14 protein-coding genes are annotated in these 13,009 nt (G+C 70.9%); 7 read left to right on the top strand and 7 right to left on the bottom strand.

Translation table 11 applies throughout. The features are described from left to right. Positions 1-23: 23 nt before the first annotated feature. The 6 genes from dapE (at position 24) to FM105_RS12055 (ending at position 4,973) form a co-directional block, all read left to right on the top strand. On the top strand, positions 24-1,205 hold the full coding sequence (gene dapE, locus FM105_RS12030; RefSeq protein ID WP_087008579.1) for a succinyl-diaminopimelate desuccinylase: 1,182 nt from the start codon (positions 24-26) through the stop codon (positions 1,203-1,205). Then, on the top strand, positions 1,202-1,993 hold the full coding sequence (locus tag FM105_RS12035; RefSeq protein ID WP_087008581.1) for an LOG family protein: 792 nt from the start codon (positions 1,202-1,204) through the stop codon (positions 1,991-1,993). Before dapE ends, FM105_RS12035 begins: the two co-directional genes overlap by 4 nt. Then, positions 1,990-2,922 carry a dihydropteroate synthase gene (gene folP / locus FM105_RS12040; RefSeq protein ID WP_087008583.1) on the top strand — a complete coding sequence of 311 codons (933 nt, stop codon included), beginning with the start codon at positions 1,990-1,992 and terminating at the stop codon, positions 2,920-2,922. The genes FM105_RS12035 and folP overlap by 4 nt, the downstream gene beginning before the upstream one ends. A gap of 41 nt (positions 2,923-2,963) precedes the next feature. Then, positions 2,964-3,467 (top strand): DivIVA domain-containing protein, encoded by a 504-nt coding sequence (locus tag FM105_RS12045; RefSeq protein WP_087008585.1) that lies wholly within the window; start codon positions 2,964-2,966, stop codon positions 3,465-3,467. Continuing rightward, entirely contained in the window at positions 3,464-4,714 is a 1,251-nt protein-coding gene (locus FM105_RS12050) for a hypothetical protein (protein ID WP_087008587.1), read from the top strand. The genes FM105_RS12045 and FM105_RS12050 overlap by 4 nt, the downstream gene beginning before the upstream one ends. Positions 4,715-4,802: 88 nt before the next feature. Next, on the top strand, positions 4,803-4,973 hold the full coding sequence (locus FM105_RS12055) for a DUF3117 domain-containing protein (protein ID WP_087008589.1): 171 nt from the start codon (positions 4,803-4,805) through the stop codon (positions 4,971-4,973). A 152-nt stretch (positions 4,974-5,125) separates the two neighbouring features. Here FM105_RS12055 and FM105_RS12060 read toward each other — a convergent pair whose 3' ends face one another. Together FM105_RS12060 and FM105_RS14730 are read right to left on the bottom strand one after the other, a co-directional pair. After that, a complete protein-coding gene (locus FM105_RS12060) occupies positions 5,126-5,758 on the bottom strand; it encodes an O-methyltransferase (RefSeq protein WP_087008591.1) in 633 nt (210 codons plus the stop codon). A gap of 99 nt (positions 5,759-5,857) precedes the next feature. Beyond that, positions 5,858-6,217 carry an MGMT family protein gene (locus tag FM105_RS14730; protein ID WP_179207180.1) on the bottom strand — a complete coding sequence of 120 codons (360 nt, stop codon included), beginning with the start codon at positions 6,215-6,217 and terminating at the stop codon, positions 5,858-5,860. 148 nt (positions 6,218-6,365) lie between these two features. On the opposite strand from FM105_RS14730, the gene FM105_RS12070 reads away from it, so the two are divergent. Next, positions 6,366-6,914: a twin-arginine translocase TatA/TatE family subunit gene (locus FM105_RS12070; RefSeq protein ID WP_087008594.1), complete on the top strand. Its 549-nt coding sequence runs from the start codon at positions 6,366-6,368 to the stop codon at positions 6,912-6,914. Between the two features lie 83 nt (positions 6,915-6,997). Here the strand turns inward: FM105_RS12070 and FM105_RS12075 are convergent, their stop codons facing one another. The 5 genes from FM105_RS12075 to FM105_RS12095 are packed head-to-tail and all read right to left on the bottom strand — an operon-like array spanning position 6,998 to position 12,906. After that, entirely contained in the window at positions 6,998-8,155 is a 1,158-nt protein-coding gene (locus FM105_RS12075; protein ID WP_087008596.1) for an Mrp/NBP35 family ATP-binding protein, read from the bottom strand. Next, complete coding sequence (locus FM105_RS12080; protein ID WP_087008598.1) at positions 8,152-8,796, bottom strand: DUF1003 domain-containing protein; 645 nt, start codon at positions 8,794-8,796, stop codon at positions 8,152-8,154. The genes FM105_RS12075 and FM105_RS12080 overlap by 4 nt, the downstream gene beginning before the upstream one ends. Then, on the bottom strand, positions 8,783-10,075 hold the full coding sequence (locus FM105_RS12085) for a magnesium transporter MgtE N-terminal domain-containing protein (protein ID WP_087008600.1): 1,293 nt from the start codon (positions 10,073-10,075) through the stop codon (positions 8,783-8,785). The genes FM105_RS12080 and FM105_RS12085 overlap by 14 nt, the downstream gene beginning before the upstream one ends. A gap of 24 nt (positions 10,076-10,099) precedes the next feature. Beyond that, positions 10,100-11,386 (bottom strand): P1 family peptidase, encoded by a 1,287-nt coding sequence (locus tag FM105_RS12090; protein WP_087008602.1) that lies wholly within the window; start codon positions 11,384-11,386, stop codon positions 10,100-10,102. Then, complete coding sequence (locus tag FM105_RS12095) at positions 11,383-12,906, bottom strand: aminopeptidase P family protein (protein ID WP_087008604.1); 1,524 nt, start codon at positions 12,904-12,906, stop codon at positions 11,383-11,385. Before FM105_RS12095 ends, FM105_RS12090 begins: the two co-directional genes overlap by 4 nt. Positions 12,907-13,009: the final 103 nt, after the last annotated feature.

A 13,009-nucleotide genomic window follows, 5' to 3' on the forward strand; every position in this document is an offset into this window, starting at 1 on the left:
GGACCCGGCGGTAGGCTGACGGCATGACCCCTCCCGCCCCCAGCGCAGCCCGTGACTCCGCTGCCCTCTGCGCAGCCCTCGACGACCCCGTCGAGCTCACCGCGCGCCTCTGCGACATCCCCTCCGTCTCCGGCGACGAGGCCCGGATCGCAGACGCCGTCGAAGCCGTCCTGCGGGAGATCTCCGCAGGTGACGGACCTTCCCTGGAGATCGTGCGCAACGGCGACGCCCTCATCGCGCGCACCACCCTGGGCCTGGATGAGCGCGTCCTGGTCGCGGGCCACCTCGACACCGTCCCCATCGAGGACAACCTGCCGACGGACCGCCGCGTCCTCGACGGGCAGGACGTCGTCTGGGGCCGCGGAGCGTGTGACATGAAGGCAGGCGTGGCCATGCAGCTCGCCGTCGCCCGCGCACTGCGCGCACCCGCCCGCGACGTCACGTGGGTGTTCTACGACCACGAAGAGGTCGACGCCTCCCTCAACGGTCTGGGTCGCCTCGCCGCCGACCACCCGGACCTGCTCGCCGCCGACCTCGCGATCCTCGGCGAACCGTCCAACGCGGGCATCGAGGGCGGCTGCAACGGCACGATCCGCGTCGAGGTGAGGACCACCGGTGTGCGCGCCCACTCCGCCCGCGCCTTCATGGGTGAGAACGCGATCCACGCCGCAGCACCCATCCTCGCGACGCTGGCCGACTACGAGGAGCGCACCGTCACCGTCGACGGCCTCGACTACCGCGAATCCATGTCCGCCGTGGGCATCAGCGGGGGAGTCGCGGGCAACGTCGTGCCGGATGCCTGCACCGTGCTCGTGAACCACCGCTTCGCGCCGTCGACCTCCGGTGCCGAGGCAGAAGCCCACCTCCGCGAGCTCTTCGCCGGCTTCGACGTCACCGTCGTCGACCTCTCCGAGGGCGCGCGCCCCGGTCTGGACAAGCCCACCGCGCAGGCGTTCGCGGATGCCGTCGGCGCTCCGGTCGCCCCGAAGCTCGGGTGGACGGACGTCGCCCGCTTCAGTGCGCTGGGGGTGCCCGCGCTGAACTTCGGGCCGGGCAACCCGCTGTTCGCCCACCGTGCGGACGAACACGTCCCCGCCGCCGAGGTCCTGGCCGCCTCCTCCGCACTCCTCACCTTCCTCGAGCCGGCCGCCGGGGCCCCCGCGTGGGCGCAGGACGGCACCGAACAGGACGAGGACGCGCGATGAGCCGTCGCCGCGTGAAGGGCCCCGTCATGCTCCGCGGTTCGCAGATCCCGTCGTGGACTGCGGATCAGCGGCTGCTGGATCGCGATGGGAGCTCCGACTGGGCCCACAGCGACCCGTGGCGGGTCCTGCGCATCCAGGCGGAGTTCGTCGAGGGCTTCGGCACCCTGGCAGAGCTGGGCCCGGCCGTCTCCCTCTTCGGCTCCGCCCGGCTGCGGGAGGGGACGGAGGAGTACGCGCTGGCCATCGACATCGCGCGCGGCATCGTCGAGACCGGCTGCGCGGTCATCACCGGGGGCGGCCCCGGCATCATGGAGGCCGGCAACAGGGGAGCGGTCGATGCGGACGGCGTCTCCGTGGGCCTCGGCATCGAGCTGCCCTTCGAAGTGGGGCTGAATGAGTCCGTGAACCTGGGCATCGAGTTCCGGTACTTCTTCGTGCGCAAGACGATGTTCGTGAAGTACGCGCGCGGCTTCGTCGTCCTGCCCGGCGGCTTCGGCACCCTCGACGAGCTCTTCGAGGCGCTCACACTGGTCCAGACCGGCACGATCACGCGGTTCCCGATCGTGCTGGTGGGCACGGAGTTCTGGGGCGGACTCGTCGACTGGATGCGCACCACGCTGGTGGGACGCGGCGTCATCGCACCGACGGACATGGACCTCTTCCAGCTGGTCGACACCGCGGACGAGGCCCTGGCCGCACTGGCCCCGGGACTTCCCCGCGCCCCAGACGCAGCCGCAGCGGCGCCCACAGGGGAGGACACACGCGCCGACGGAACCGGCACTGCATGAGACACGACGACGCGCGCGCGGCCCGCGGCGGTCCGGGAGCCTCTGCGGTGCCTGACGGGCTCCTGCGGATCGGCGGCCTCACAGCCGGGCCGGGTCGACCCGCGGTCATGGCGGTCATCAACCGATCCGTCGACTCCTTCTACACGGCCGCCCCCACGACCGAGGCCGCCGTCCGCGCCGCTGTCGACGCACACGCCGCGGGTGCCGGGATCGTCGACATCGGGGGAGTGCGCGCCGGCCGCGGGCCCCACGTGAGCGTCGAGGAGGAGCTCGGACGCATCTGCCCGGTCATCGAGGCGATCCACGACGAGATCCCGGAACTGGTCATCTCCGCGGACACCTACAGGGCACCCGTGGCCCGAGCCGCTGTCGCGATCGGAGCCGACATCGTCAACGACACCTGGGCAGGTGCGGACCCGGACCTGCCACTGGTCGCCGCCGAGGCGGGGGCCGGCCTCGTCTGCTCGCACACGGGGGGACTGGACCCGCGGACTGATGCCCACCGCAGCCGCTACGGCCTGCTGCCCGAGGACGTCGTCGACGACGCGCTGAGCGGCGTCCTCACACTGGCGGAGCGCGCCCGGTCCGTGGGCGTTCCGACGGAGCGGATCCTGCTGGACCCCACCCCGGACTTCGGGAAGAACACGCGGCACTCGCTGATGGTGCTCAAGCACATCCGGGACTTCGCCGACCACGGCATGCCAGTGCTCCTCGCGATCTCCCGGAAGGACTTCATCGGCGAGTCCGTGGACGCGGGCCCGCCCGAGCAGCGCCTGCCCGCCACCCTCGCCGCCACGGCCTACGCGGTGGAGCATGGGATCGCCGTGATCCGCGCCCACGACGCCGCGGCCACGGTGCAGGTGGTCGACATGGTCGGCGCGATCCTCGGGACGACGCAGCCGAGGCGCAGCGTCCGCGGACTGCGGTGAGGCTGTGCGGCTCGCGTTCGCCCCTGTGAGACGATGGAGGCATGCCGATGTGGATCATCCTCGGAGTGTGCGCAGCCGTCTTCGTCCTCGTCATCGCCTTCGCTGGAGCGAGAGGCGCATTCGACGGTGGGATGAGCGACGAGGAAGCCGATGTGCCGCCGGCGCAGCGGCTCACGGACGACGCAGGAGCTGACGACATCGCAGCCCTCCGCTTCACCCCGACGCTCTGGGGATATCGCCCCGCAGAGGTCGACGACGCGCTCTCCCGGCTCAAGGCCCGCATCACCGTTCAGGACGCGCGACTGGCGGCACTGGGCCAGCCCGTGGCCGGGCAGCAGCCGGCACAGCTTCTGACTGCACAGGACCAGCCAGCACAGCAGCCAGCAGCACAGGATCAGCCTGCACAGCCACGGTCTGCGCAGCATCAGTCCGCACAGCACCAGCCAGCACCGGGCACAGCCCCGACGGACCGCGGCACGGATCCATCGACGGAACGGTTTCGACCGCCAGGTTCCGGCACGGCAACCTTCTCCCACGATCAGTGAGGGCGGCCTCGGGCACGGATCCCCGGACCTACGACGCGGCACCTCGGCTGCTGCCGGGCGTCTTCGACCGCGGTCGGCTGATCCGTGCTGCCCAGATGATGCTCCTCCTGCCGTTCTGGCTTCAGGCGCTCTCCGTCTACCTGGTGTCCCGGATCGTGTCGCTGGGGATCATGGCCATGGTCGTGCGCACCCAGCCCGATTCGCCGTGGACCACCGGTGCGACGACCTCTCTCAACGACTTCCTGAACTTCTGGGACGGCGGCTGGTACGAGACGATCGCGGTCGAGGGCTACCCCGATGTCCTGCCGGTCTATGCGACCGGCGAGATCGCACAGAACCAGTGGGCGTTCTACCCGCTCTTCCCCATGATGGTCCGCGACATCACACTGGTCACGGGGGCGGAGTTCGCCGTCGTCGCCCCGGTCCTGTCGACCGTGTTCGGCGCTGTCGCCGCCATCGTGATCCTCGAGCTGTTCCGCACGGTCACGACCCACGGCCGAGCGCTCACGGGCCTGGCGTTCGTCCTGTTCTTCCCGGCCTCGCCGATCCTCAGCACCGCGTACGCGGAAGCGCTCACGCTGATGCTGCAGGCACTCGTGCTGCTCCTGGTGGTCCGCCGCAGATACCTGTGGGCGATCGTCCCGGTGTTCCTCATGGATCTGTCGCGGCCGATCGGCGTCGCATTCGCGTTCTTCATGCTCATCCACCTCATCAGCCGGTTCCGCCGCCGCCACGACGATCCGTATCCGATCTCCGAGGTCGTCGCGTCGTGGACGCTGGGCGTCCTGTCGTGCGTCGCCGCACTCGCCCATCCGCTGCACGCGTGGATCCGCACCGGGTCGATGACCGCGTATACGGACACGGAGGCCTCCTGGCACACGGGGGAGACGCACTTCGTCACCCAGTGGGTGACCGCCGGGGAGCGGTGGCTGGGGCCCCTCAGCCTGCCGACGCTGCTCGTGCTCGCGCTGTCGCTCATCGCGCTCATCGTGTCGCCGGCGGGACGGACGATGGGGAGGACCCTCCAGCAGTTCTGCTTCGGGTACGGCCTCTACATCCTCATCTTCTTCACGCCGCAGACATCCACGCTGCGTCTGTTCCTGCCCCTCTTCCCGCTGGCCCTGGCGCTCGCCGCCTCATGGTCGTGGGCGGTGCGGGGCATCGTCCTGGTCGCGTTCACCCTCTTCCAGATCATCTGGGTCGGATGGCTGTGGCACTTCACCCCGCCGGGGGATCTGCCGCCGTGACTCGCTCACATGACGGTGCTGCACCCAATCGGTCCGCGAATGGTGGATAATCGTCTGAGACTACTTTTCGACGCGAAGGGATGCTCCCATGGCAGCACAGAAGCCCCGCACGGGCGACGGACCTCTTGAGGTGACGAAGGAGGGACGCAGCATGGTGCTGCGACTGCCCGTCGAAGGAGGCGGACGTCTCGTCATCGAGATCAGCCGCGACGAGGCGCAGGACCTGCACGACACCCTTGCGGAGGCGATCGGGAACTGACCCGACCTCAGCGCTTCACGGCCCTCTGACGCAGCAATGCGGACAGGGGGCCGCTGTCTTCGCCGGAGGCCTGCCTCGAGCGCTGCCTGAAGGCCTCGAGCTTTACCGAACGATCGCGCTGAGCCAGCGTCGGCAGCGCTGCAGGACCAGCCTCAGAGCCGCCGGAGGACGAGCATCCCGTCGTCGATCGGCAGCAGCAGCCGGGTGAGGTCACTGCGCCCCTGCAGGTCGTTCAGCAGCTGTCTGATCTCGCGCACCTGGGGTGAGCGGACCGCGGGGTCGGCGACGGACCCGCCCAGCATCGCCTGGTCGAGGACGAGGACGCCCCCGGGCTCCAGCCTCTCCAGCGCGAGCGGGACCAGCCGGGGCGCCTGACCCGCCTCCGCATCGATGTGGACCAGGTCGTAGGTGCCCTGGGCCAGTCGCGAGAGGACCTCGTCCGGCCGGCCCGTCATCATCCGGACGCGATGCCCCGCGAGGTTCGCGTGCACGATGAGCTCCCGGGCCACCGCCTGCGCCTCCGCATCGGTGTCGATCGAGGTGAGGATCCCGGACCTCGGCATGCCGCGCAGCAGCGCGAGGGTCGCGGTGCCCGTGCCGGTGCCGACCTCGATCGCCGCGGACGGGTTCAGGAGCCCGGTGAGGAACGTGAGCGTCGCACTCGACGTGGGCGGGAGCGGACGACGCCGGTAGTCCTGGGCGATCGTGCGGGCGGCGTCATCCACGACGTCCGTGCCGTTGTACTGCTCCGCCATGCGTGCGCTGGCGGCCCAATCGCGGGACATCGGGTCTCCTCTCCGCTGGGTGTCGTCGGTCATCGTCGACGTGTGCGGCGGCCCTCCCGGCAACGGGCTCACGGACGTCGGGCGTACAGAGGTCTCAGTCTAAGCCGGGCTGTCCTCGGATCCTGCAGAAGGCAGATCTGCGAGCGCGTCGCGAACGCACTGGTCGAAGGCGACGGGGTCCACGCCCGCACGGCTCAAATCGATGCGCTGGTCGGGTGTGAGCGGCATGCCCTCCTCCTGCCAGAGAGGCAGGGCGCGGGCCGTGAGGGGTGCGGGGAGTGCGCCGCGGACGTTCGGCACCCGCCACCAGGTGACGGTCGACCCGATCGAGCTGAGCACCCTCGCGACGAACCGGGGAGACGCTCCCACGACGCGGCCGATCTCCCCGTACGCGGCGGCCCGACCGGAGGGGATGCATTCGACGGCGCGCAGCACCCGCTCGACTCCCAGTTCGTCCATGAGCGCGATCGTCTCACAGTCGGATCCAGACGTGACGGAGGATGGCCGGGGCCGCGGAGGGAGACTGGGCGGCGGAGGATGAGGAGCGTGACGGACGGCGCGTGACGCGATGGCCGGGGGAGTGCTCCGCGTTGGTAGGATCGGGCCCATGTTCGGCATCAACGGCTTCGAGATGGTCATCCTCGTCCTTGTTGCCCTCTTCGTCATCGGACCCCAGCGTCTGCCCGAGTACGCGGCCAAGCTCCGTGACTTCGTCAGGAGCTTCCGGCGGATGGCCGAGGGGGCGAAGGAGACCGTCAAGAAGGACTTCGGTGCCGACCTCGACGAATACGACTGGCGCTCCCTGGATCCCCGACAGTACGACCCGCGCCGCATCGTGCGCGAAGCGCTGGCGGAGGAGGACCGCGCGATCCGCGAGGAGCAGTTCCGGGCAGGCCGTGACACGGGAAGTCCGGCGGCCGGCAGCACGACAGGTGCACGGTCCAGCACGCACAGCACGGTCGGATCCTCGGCCGGCGGACCGTCGACCGGCCCATCCAGGGCCTCGGGCGGTTCCGGTGCCCCAGACCGGTCGGATGCGGCCACCAGTGCGGCGGAGGCCGCTGCCACGAGACTCACCCCGATGGAGCGCCACCGCGACCAGGTGGGCCAGCGCCAGGACGGGCAGGGCGCCCCGTTCGACCCGGAAGCGACCTGATCCAGTCCTAGCTGGCCAGCACCGGCTGCCCCTATCTGCTCCGGTCTGCCCAGTCTCCTCAGCCGACAGGCCGACCGAGCCCCTCAGTCGACCGGGCTGAGCCCCAGGCTCTTGCCGGCCAGGGACTGCGACCGCACGCGCAGCCGCGATGCGACGTCCCGCAGGGCCGCTGGTCCCGGTTCGTCGGGGTGGCTCAGGACTGCGGGCAGGCCCGCGTCCGCTCCCTCGCGCACCGTCGGGTCCAGTGGGATCTGCCCCAGCAGGGGGACGTGTGCCTGGCCGCCGGCCTCCGCGAGCCTGGCCGCGAGCGCATCGGCGACCTGACGCCCGCCGCCCTCGCCAAAGATCGGGTTGTGGCTGCCGTCCGGCATGACCATCCAGGACATGTTCTCGATGACGCCGGCGATCGACTGGCCCGTGCTGGTCGCGAGTGCGCCCGCCCGCTCCGCCACCTGCGCGGCGGCCTGCTGGGGAGTCGTGACGATGAGGAGCTCCGATTCCGGCAGCAGCTGGCCGACGGAGATCGCGACATCGCCCGTGCCCGGCGGCAGATCGAGCAGCAGGACATCGAGGTCGCCCCAGAAGACGTCCGTGAGGAACTGCTCGAGCGCGCGGTGGAGCATCGGACCGCGCCACACGACCGCCTGCCCGGGGTTCACGAACATGCCGATGCTCATGACGGCCACACCGTGTCCCGGCTGCGGGAGGATCATGTCCTCGAGCTTCGTCGGCTTGCCTGTCACCCCCATCATGGGCGGGATCGAGAAGCCGTAGATGTCCGCGTCGAGGATCCCGACCTGCAGACCGGTCGCAGACAGCTGCGCGGCGAGATTCGCCGTCACCGATGACTTGCCCACTCCGCCCTTGCCGGACGCGACGGCGATGACCCGTGTGAGATTGCCGGGCTGGGTGAAGGGGTTGACCCGGCCCTCACCGCTGCGCAGCCGGTCCCGCAGGGCTCCGCGCTGCTCCGGCGTCATGACGCCCAGTTCGACGTCGACGTCGGCCACGCCCTCGACCTTCGTCGCAGCCTTCCGCACGTCCTCGCTGATCGTGCCCTTCATCGGGCAGCCGGCGATCGTGAGGAGCACCTTCACGCGCGCAGTGCCCGAGGAGTCGACTGAGGCGGACTCGACCATGTCCAGGTCGACGATCGGGCGGCGCAGCTCCGGATCGATGACGGTGCTCAGCGCCTTCCACAGGGGATCCTGGCGCTTAGTTTCGCGTGTGCGGTCAGTCATCTGTCGGTCACGTCTTCCTTCCCGAGGTCGTCGGCCCCGAAGTCGTCGTCGCGGCTGCTCTGTCCGGCGCCGCTGACGTCGCGGCTGCTCGCGCCGCTGCTGTTCGCATCGCTGCTGTTCGCATCGCTGCCGTTCGCGCCGTCAGCGCGCTCCTCCGCGCGGGCCTCTTCCATCTCCTCCATGAGGGAACGCAGCTCGGACCGGATGAAGTCCCGGGTCGCGACATCGCGCATCGCGATCCGCAGGCTCGCCACCTCACGCGCGAGGAACTCCGTGTCCGCGAGGTTCCTCTCCGCCCGCTGGCGATCCGCCTCGAACTCGACGCGGTCGCGGTCGGCGGACCGGTTGTCCGCCAGCAGCAGCAGGGGAGCGGCGTACGACGCCTGCAGCGACAGGATCAGAGTGAGCAGCGTGAAGTTCAGGTTGCGCGGGTCGAACTGCATGTCTTCGGGCGCCATGGAGTTCCAGGCCAGCCATGCCGCACAGATGAGCGTCATCCACACGAGGAACATCGGGGTGCCCATGTAGCGGGCGATGCCCTCGGCCACGCGCCCGAACGTGTCCGGCGGCATGCCGACCTGGGGCAGGCGCCTGCGCGAGCTGCGGGGCGTGTCGAGTCCGGGGCGATCAGTTCGTGCCATCGGCGGTGTCCCCCTTGGGCTCGTCGCGCTGTTCGCGCCAGTCTTCGGGCAGCAGTGCATCGAGCACGTCATCGACGGTCACGACGCCCACGAGGTGGTCGTCCTCGTCCGTGATCGGCACGGAGACGAGGTTGTACGCGGCGAGCAGTGCCGCGACCTCGCCGGTGGGGGCGCTGGGAGGCAGCGGTTCGACCTCCGTGTCGAGCAGTGCGCCCACGGATTCGTGGGGCGGATGCCGGAGCATCTCCTGGATGTGCACGAGTCCCAGGTACTTCCCCGTCGGGGGCTCCAGCGGCTGCCTGCACACGAACACCGCCGCAGCCAGCGCCGCCGGCAGCTCCGACTTCCTCACGTGGGCCAGCGCCTCGGCGATCGACGCCTCCGGCGACAGGATGACCGGCTCCGTCGTCATGAGGCCGCCGGCCGTGTCGTCGTCGTAGGCGAGCAGGGTGCGCACGTCCTCGGCCTCATCGGAGTCCATCGCCTGGAGCAGCCGCTCGGCCTGCTCGTCCGGCAGCTCGCCCAGGAGGTCCGCCGCGTCATCGGGCTGCATCGTCTCCAGCAGGAGGGCCGACCGCTCCAGGCCCACGCCGTCGAGCACCTCGATCGCCTCGTCCTCCGGCAGCTCCTCCAGCACGTCCGCCAGCCGTTCGTCGGAGAGCTCGCGCACCACGTCCATCCGTCGCCGCAGATCCAGTTCGCGGAGCACGTCGGCGAGGTCGGCGGGCTTCGTCTCCTGATACGCCGCGATGAGCTGGGTCGCGTGCTGCTCGTCCGACGGATCGAGCGGGAACTCGACGTCCGTCCAGTCGACCTGCATCGTCTCCCCGCGGCGCCGCAGCGCGTCGAGCGGGGTGCGCTGCTCCTTCTGGCGGCGCACGAAGAGCCGGGACACCTCCCAGTCGCGGTTGCGCTGCTGCTCGATGCCGATGTCCTCGATGATGACCGACGACTGGTCGGAACGCAGGATGAGCCGCTGATCGAGCAGATCGCCCATCACGAGCGTCTCCGATGCGCGCTTGACGAACCGTCGCATGTTCACCAGGCCCGTCGTGATGACGGCCCCGACGTCGATGCTGGTCACCCGACCGATGGGGACGAAGACGCGTCGACGTCCGGGCACCTCGACGACGAAGCCGATGACCTTGGGCTGCTGGCGCAGCGTGGACCGGTAGACGACGACCGCGTCGCGCACCTTGCCCACCAGATCGCCCAGCGGGTCGAGGACGTTCGTCCCCGCCAGCCGTGCGATGAAGATCCGTTCCGTCCCGACGCTCATGGCTTCATCGTACGTGTTCGCAGGTCAGGTGCCGGTGGTGCGCAGGGCCTCCCAGGCGGTCGCCAGGTCCGGGGCCAGCTCGCGCAGTGCGGCGGGTCGGGGAGCCTGCGGCGCGTGCTCAGTCGCGTCGGCAGTGGGGACCTCGCCAGCCCCGTTCTCCTCCTCGTGCTCAGCGGTGCCCGCCACCGCGCTCCGCAGGTGGGGGCGTGCAGTGAGGGCGGCATCGACGATGGCCAGGGACAGTGCATCCGCGGCGGCGCAGTTGAGCCCCACGATCGAGGTCGCATCGATGTCCGCATCCGCGCCGCCGGTCGCCATCGCGAAGACGGTGTCCCCGTCGAACAGGGTGTGCGAGGGATGGACCGCACGGGCGAGGCCGGCCTGCGCCGACTGCGCCAGCCGGGTCGTCTGCGCGGCATCGAGCCGCGCATCGGTGACGATGGCTGCGATCGTCGTGTTCCGCTGGGGCACGACCGCGTCCGCGGCCGTCGCATCGAGCGTGAGCGCCTGGTCGATCCAGTCCGACGGCACGTCCGGCAGCTGCGCACCGGTCCGGGCGAGCACGCCGGAGGCGTGGAGCCTGCCGGAGGGCTCGATGACGTCGCCCATCGGATTCGCGACGACGATCGCCGCCACGAGGTGCCCCGAGGGCGTCCGCAGGCAGACGGACCCCAGCCCGCCGCGCAGCAGGCCCCGACCGATGAACGCGCCGGTCCCGCCGCCCACGCTGCCCCGGACCGGGGCCTCGGCGACGGCGGCCCTCCGCATGATCCCGATCCCGCCTCGACTGCCGTCGGCAGCGACAGGTGCGGGCCCGTCCTCCGTGGCCCCGACCGGGCACGCGCTGCGGTAGGCGGCCAGCCCCATGTCCGCATCCGGGTGCAGCAGGGTCCCGTTCCCGCGGCCGAGGTCGTAGACGGCTGCCGCGGGCACGATCGGCACGTACGACCCGGGGAGCATGGGAGCGGGGAACCCGCGGCCGTCGGCTGCGAGCCCCTGCTGGACGCCGAGGACGGAGGCCAGGCCCCACGCGCTGCCGCCGGTGAGGACGACGGCGTCTGCGCCGGGGGAGTGGGTGCCGGGTGCCAGCACGTCGGTCTCGTGACCGGCCGGCCCCCCGCCGCGCACGTCGACGCCTGTCACGGTGCCCGGGGGCGGGACGATCACGGTCGTCCCGCTGAGCCAGCCGTCATCGGTGCGCTGCGCGCCTCCCACCCGGACGCCCGGAACCGTCACGACGGATCCGTCCGGGACGAGGCGGCCGAAGGGCTCGCGGAACGGCGCGGACAGGGCGGCGGCGGAGGCGGTCATCGGTCGCTGCGGCCCGGGGCCAGCGCCTGGACCCAGGCCTCGACCTCGGTGCGCGTCCGGGGGAAGCCCGCGGACAGGTTCTCCACACCGGTCTCCGTCACGAGCACGTCGTCCTCGATGCGGATCCCGATGCCGCGGAACTCCTCCGGCACGAGCAGGTCGGCCTCCTTGAAGTAGAGGCCGGGCTCGATCGTGAAGACCATGCCCGGTTCGATCCGTGCACCCAGGTACATCTCGCGACGGGCCTGCGCGCAGTCGTGCACGTCGAGCCCCAGGTGATGACTGGTGCCGTGGACCATCCAGCGCCGGTGGTGCTGGCCGGATGCGCTGAGCGACTCGTCGACGCTGACCGGCAGCAGGCCGAAGTCGTGCAGGCGCTGCGCGATGACCTCCATGGCGGCGGTGTGGATGTCCGAGAACTGGACGAGGCGGTCGACGTGCTGGCCGGCCTTCGCGAACGCCGCGTCCGCAGCCTCGAGCACGGCGTCGTAGATCTTCGCCTGGACCTCCGTGAAGCGCCCGTCGACCGGCAGCGTGCGGGTGATGTCCGCGGTGTAGAGGGAATCGGCCTCCGCCCCCGCGTCCAGCAGCACCAGATCGCCGGATCGCACGACGCCGTCGTTGCGGATCCAGTGGAGGGTGCAGGCATGATCGCCGGATGCCGCGATCGTGTCGTAGCCGACCCCGTAGCCGTCCAGGCGGGCGGCCGATTCGAAGCTGGTCTCGATGACGCGCTCACCGCGCGGATGGTCGACGGCGGCCGGCAGCGAGGCGACGGCGCGGTCGAAGCCCCTGCGCGTGATGTCGATCGCGTGGCGTAGCTGGTCGATCTCGTGCTCGTCCTTGACCAGGCGCAGCTCGGAGAGGAACTCGAGGAGCTCGTCATCGCCGGATTCGGCGGCCTCCTGGTCGGCGCCCACCTGGTCGCGCGCCTGGGCGAGGGTCTGCTCGACGGTGGTGTCGGCGCCGCGCAGCAGGCGGACGGACACAGAACCCAGATCCTTCGTGACGGCGTCGAGGGCAGTGGAGGAATCAGCCGTCGCGATCCCGGTGCGGACACCCATCGTGGCCAGGTCGTCGCGTGCGCCCACCCAGTACTCGCCGTAGCGGGCGTCGGAGAAGAACTCCTCCGTGTCCGCCCCCGCGCGGGGGCGGAACCAGAGGGTGACATCGTGGCCCTCGTCGCCTGCGGGTTCGAAGACGAGCAGCGCGTCCGGCTCCGAATCCGCCTCCAGACCGGTGAGGTGGATGAACGCGGAGTGCGCGCGGTACCGGTAGTCGGTGTCGTTCGAGCGGACCGTGAGCGGACCGGCCGGGACGACGATGCGCTCGCCGGGGAACCGCTGCGACACGGCCTCCCGGCGTGCGGGCGTCCAGGCGGCCGCGGGCAGCGGCGCGACGCCCTCCAGCGGAGCGCTGTCCCAGCCGGAGGCGACGAAGTCCCGGAAGGCCGTCGAAGCGGGCCGCTGGGAACGATTGTTGACGCGGTCGGACATGTCCTCGGAAGAATCGGCACTCATGGGTCCATCCTAACGACGGACGCGCACGGGGACGGTTCGGGAGACGGGTCCGGGCCGGTCCTGGGCCGGGTCAGGGCCAGGCCAGGGCCGGGTCACGAGCCGG

The organism is Brevibacterium yomogidense (genome assembly GCF_900163715.1).
In the GTDB taxonomy this organism is placed as follows: Bacteria; Actinomycetota; Actinomycetes; order Actinomycetales; family Brevibacteriaceae; genus Brevibacterium; species Brevibacterium yomogidense_A.

Coding starts and splice junctions, on each gene's coding strand:
- dapE (WP_087008579.1), top strand. CDS start 24: ATGACCCCTCCCGCCCCCAGCGCAGCCCGTGACTCCGCTGCCCTCTGC.
- FM105_RS12090 (WP_087008602.1), bottom strand. CDS start 11,386: ATGACCGCCTCCGCCGCCGCCCTGTCCGCGCCGTTCCGCGAGCCCTTC.
- FM105_RS12085 (WP_087008600.1), bottom strand. CDS start 10,075: ATGAGCGTCGGGACGGAACGGATCTTCATCGCACGGCTGGCGGGGACG.
- FM105_RS14730 (WP_179207180.1), bottom strand. CDS start 6,217: ATGGACGAACTGGGAGTCGAGCGGGTGCTGCGCGCCGTCGAATGCATC.
- FM105_RS12070 (WP_087008594.1), top strand. CDS start 6,366: ATGTTCGGCATCAACGGCTTCGAGATGGTCATCCTCGTCCTTGTTGCC.
- FM105_RS12075 (WP_087008596.1), bottom strand. CDS start 8,155: ATGACTGACCGCACACGCGAAACTAAGCGCCAGGATCCCCTGTGGAAG.
- FM105_RS12045 (WP_087008585.1), top strand. CDS start 2,964: ATGCCGATGTGGATCATCCTCGGAGTGTGCGCAGCCGTCTTCGTCCTC.
- FM105_RS12095 (WP_087008604.1), bottom strand. CDS start 12,906: ATGAGTGCCGATTCTTCCGAGGACATGTCCGACCGCGTCAACAATCGT.
- FM105_RS12080 (WP_087008598.1), bottom strand. CDS start 8,796: ATGGCACGAACTGATCGCCCCGGACTCGACACGCCCCGCAGCTCGCGC.
- folP (WP_087008583.1), top strand. CDS start 1,990: ATGAGACACGACGACGCGCGCGCGGCCCGCGGCGGTCCGGGAGCCTCT.
- FM105_RS12035 (WP_087008581.1), top strand. CDS start 1,202: ATGAGCCGTCGCCGCGTGAAGGGCCCCGTCATGCTCCGCGGTTCGCAG.
- FM105_RS12060 (WP_087008591.1), bottom strand. CDS start 5,758: ATGTCCCGCGATTGGGCCGCCAGCGCACGCATGGCGGAGCAGTACAAC.
- FM105_RS12055 (WP_087008589.1), top strand. CDS start 4,803: ATGGCAGCACAGAAGCCCCGCACGGGCGACGGACCTCTTGAGGTGACG.